Source organism: Cysteiniphilum sp. 19S12-1 (assembly GCF_052030685.1).
Taxonomy (GTDB): domain Bacteria; phylum Pseudomonadota; class Gammaproteobacteria; order Francisellales; family Francisellaceae; genus Caedibacter.
On record NZ_JBQAJM010000063.1, the window covers coordinates 1 to 3,297 of the forward strand.

At 41.8% G+C, this 3,297-nt stretch carries 3 protein-coding genes; all 3 read right to left on the reverse strand.

Going from position 1 to position 3,297, the window contains the following annotated elements; genetic code table 11:
• Positions 1 to 76 precede the first annotated feature (76 nt).
• Positions 77 to 1,861 (reverse strand): Hsp70 family protein, encoded by a 1,785-nt coding sequence (locus ACTS4L_RS11135; RefSeq protein ID WP_440617968.1) that lies wholly within the window; start codon positions 1,859 to 1,861, stop codon positions 77 to 79.
• Positions 1,862 to 2,368 (reverse strand): DUF2760 domain-containing protein, encoded by a 507-nt coding sequence (locus tag ACTS4L_RS11140; protein WP_440617967.1) that lies wholly within the window; start codon positions 2,366 to 2,368, stop codon positions 1,862 to 1,864.
• Between the two features lie 103 nt (positions 2,369 to 2,471).
• The gene (locus ACTS4L_RS11145) at positions 2,472 to 3,026 is read right to left on the reverse strand and encodes an L-threonylcarbamoyladenylate synthase (RefSeq protein ID WP_440617966.1); all 555 of its coding nucleotides are present in this window, start codon (positions 3,024 to 3,026) and stop codon (positions 2,472 to 2,474) included.
• Between the last annotated feature and the right edge of the window lie 271 nt (positions 3,027 to 3,297).

The following is a 3,297-nucleotide window of genomic DNA, read 5'->3' on the forward strand; positions in this document are numbered from 1 at the left end:
GGGCTCAAGACTGGAAATTAGTGAAGCAGCATATTTATAAAAATGCAGCGTAGAAACTATATTAGGAATGCTCTCGTCATCGAATCGTTTCAAATGCGATCTTCCATTGATCGTTATTCTCTAACGCTTTGGCAGTTAATTCCAGTGTGCCAATTTCAGTATGCATGGCACTAATATGCACAGGCACTGAAGTACCATTGCCGTAGTTATCCGCAGACAAGGTCAAGCGTAGTGGTGATAGCTCAATCAATCCTGCTTGCTCCCAGTCAGTGAAGATATCGCCCAAGCAATCATCAGCACGATGGTTTGCAGCAAAGAATCTAAACTCAACTGGTTCACCAACAACCAATGAGAACGTCTCGGCTTCATACACAAGCTCTTCTTCAGCCTCCATACCTTGCACAGCAATACAAAGCGCTTCGATCTGCGGCTGAAAACCTGGAATAGCTGGCATTGGTGACTCGATCCCAATGTAGAATGAATGCGACGCGCCCCCTTTGATACGAATACCATTGCCTTGTAAGGCATCGGCAAACACACTAGCGCCAATAGCGACTGAGGTATCGTAAGCTGCATGCTCAAGTTCGCAAGCTTCTGGACGCCCTTCTTTGGCAAGCCATTTATTAATAATCTGCATTAATTGGCGACGCAAAACCTCAGGTTTAAACACACCGCCATTAAATAATACTGCCGTTGGGGTGATGAATTTTTCATCCGCCTTTGCTTGTTTGCTTAAAAACAACGCCAAGTGTTTGGTAATCGCAGCTTCTTGAGTATAACTTAACGCAAAACGACTCAATCCTGTGCGTGGCGCGTTATGCGGATGATCGTCAATAGTGACTTCAGGAAAGAAGCCCTGCAGCATCGTTTTTTCAACATCTTTTTTCGTCAAGGTTTCTGATACCGCATTAGCAAAGATATTTGACGAGCGTCCAGGAATGGATACGGCAATTTCATTTAAGTTTTGATCACTTAATAGCTTCTCTTTGGCATTCCTGCAACTATGTACTAATGCCTGCATCTGCCATGGTTCTAAACGTTGACCGCCATCTAACAATCTTTGCTGCACGGTATGCGCCAACATCAGATCGATATTATCACCCCCAACTAAGATATGGTCGCCAACGGCGATGCGTCGTAATGCGAGAGTCCCCTCTTCATCTTCGACCTTTATCAATGAAAAATCCGTCGTGCCTCCACCAACATCTATAACCAAAATCACATCATCAGCAGTCAGCTGGTCACGCCACTTTTCATGATCATGAATCCAACCATATAATGACGCTTGTGGCTCTTCCAACAAAGTAACCTCTTCAAAATCACACAAACGCGCCGCCTCAGCTGTCAAATCGCGCGCTGCAGGCTCAAAGGATGCAGGAATGGTAATAATAATTTTTTGCTGAAACAACGGCGCATCAGGAAAGGTGCTATTCCATGTCTTTTTAATATGTTCAAAGTAATGGGTATATGCCTCAAGTGGTGATATGCGTTCAACACCCTCAGCCGCCTGATATGGTAATAACGCTTTGCGCTTATCAATCGTGGCTTGGCACAGCCAACTCTTAACGCTTGCAATTACTCTATTTGGTGTTGTTTGCGCTTTTGTTTTAGCATATTCACCCACCAAGATAGTGGTCTCACTTTGCCACGGCAAAGCAATATCATCCAAACTCAATTCCAACGTACTAGGTAAATATAAAAACGATGGCATTAGGGTTTTAGATTCATACTGATTCTTTGCTATAAACTGTGGAATAGCCAACGTACTAATCAAAGCATCATCCGCTATTTTCTTATAGGTAACTGCACAATTTGTTGTACCCAAATCAATTCCAATCAAATATTTTGCATGATGCGACATCTATAACACCTCCACTTCCGCTGGCTGTAATATATCTAAATTTGCTTCTTTGGCTACTTTGGGTAAATGCATTTCCTCTACTTTCCAACCTTGATGGATTAACTTACCCTTAAAGCGCGTACTGTGCACAACATTCCCCGTGAGTTCAACACTATACTTATCATAATTTGCCTCAAGTACAATCTCATCATTCTCCTGGTCGTGATAAACCGGCGCCAAAGTACAGTATGACTCGAGGGCTTTTTTGCACTGATCATGAACAACGCGTGCCACAGTTGCCACCTGTTCATTATCATAGTGATCTAGGTTTTGCGCCAAGAAATCTAATAAGCGCCCCTTTCTTTGCAGAATAGACAATAGCTGCTTAGCGGAGTCCGCATCATCTACACCTTCTTCAGATTTCCCTATCTCCTGCTTAGCATCAATTGCAGGCTTAGCTATGACATTTTCAAGCTTACCTTTTATTAGGCAACTTAAGCGTTGCCGCCATGTTAGTTTTATTGGCATATATTATTTTCTTTGAATAAAAAATCACTCGTCATGCATGAGAGTTAGTTTAGCCTATGCCGTTGGCAGCGACAAAGCTTTTATTGCTGAAGTTTAATCTTGCTTATTCACGCAATATCTGACCCGTTAATAAATCAATTAACCTCGATGGCTTCGTTGCAACAAAATCAGCTTGTGGATAAATATAATCAACCTGTTCAGCAAAGTAGTCATACACCTCACCCATCGATGTTGCCGCAGGCATATTGGAAATATTGGCACTGGTTGAAACAATGGCTTGATCAAGCAGCTTGGTTAATTCACTTAATAAAGGGTGAGTGGTTAAGCGCACGGCAATGCTTTCAAAAGGACCTGTCAACCAGCGAAACTCTGGTTTAACAGGCACCACCCAAGTCGTTGCCCTATCATAGTGTTTTTGTAGTTTCGCAAGATGCTCGTCCGTTAAACGTGCTACATCAATAACACGTAGCAAATGTTCTATCTTACTTGAAAGCACAATAAATCCTTTGTTGGCACTGCGTTTTTTCAATGTCACAATTTTTGCCACCGCATCTGACTCAAGGATGGTACTTAAGCCATATACCGATTCCGTTGGTAAGGCTAAAACTTTTTGCGCTTTTAATAACAAAACGAGCTTTTCAAGATTGTTCTTATGCATTTACTCTATCAATAACGATTAACGATAAACTCCTGACACTATAACAAACTGGCCATCAAGGTGATAGTAGACTGCTAAATAAAGGTTTCAATCTAGGCACCTTCGTTAGGTTGTCCAAGTTTACACTTGATTATGCCTATACCCATTACAAATCATTTTGCTGTGTTTGCTTGTAAAGTAGTTTATGAAGATTTGAGAGCATTCCTAATATAGTTTCTACGCTGCATTTTTATAAATATGCTGCTTCACTAATTTCCAGTCTTGAGCCCAC